Origin of the sequence: Micrococcus sp. KRD096, assembly GCF_017168495.1 — a bacterium.
In the GTDB taxonomy this organism is placed as follows: Bacteria; Actinomycetota; Actinomycetes; order Actinomycetales; family Micrococcaceae; genus Micrococcus; species Micrococcus luteus.
Map to the genome: position 1 here is coordinate 1 of NZ_JABFAY010000057.1, position 453 is coordinate 453.

General features: G+C 57.4%; 1 pseudogene. It reads left to right on the forward strand.

The window, feature by feature from the left end:
• Positions 1-453, forward strand: a pseudogene (locus tag J1M41_RS11535) (hypothetical protein); the annotation flags it as partial.

Consider the following 453-nt stretch of genomic DNA (forward strand, 5'->3'; position numbering starts at 1 on the left):
AACTCGGGCAGCTTCAACGTGGGCTTTCAGAACACCGGCTTCGGAAATTCGGGTGCTGGAAACACCGGCTTCTTCAATGCGGGTGACTCGAACACCGGTTTCGCGAACGCAGGTAACGTCAACACCGGTTTCTTTAACGGTGGAGATATCAACACCGGTGGTTTCAATGGCGGCAACGTCAACACCGGTTTTGGCAGCGCGCTCACCCAAGCAGGTGCCAACTCGGGCTTCGGGAACCTCGGTACCGGCAACTCGGGTTGGGGGAACAGTGACCCCTCGGGCACCGGCAACTCCGGGTTCTTCAACACAGGCAACGGTAATTCGGGCTTCTCCAACGCCGGCCCAGCCATGCTTCCTGGCTTCAACTCCGGGTTTGCAAACATTGGCTCTTTCAATGCAGGAATTGCAAACTCGGGTAACAACCTCGCCGGTATCTCCAACTCGGGTGACGAC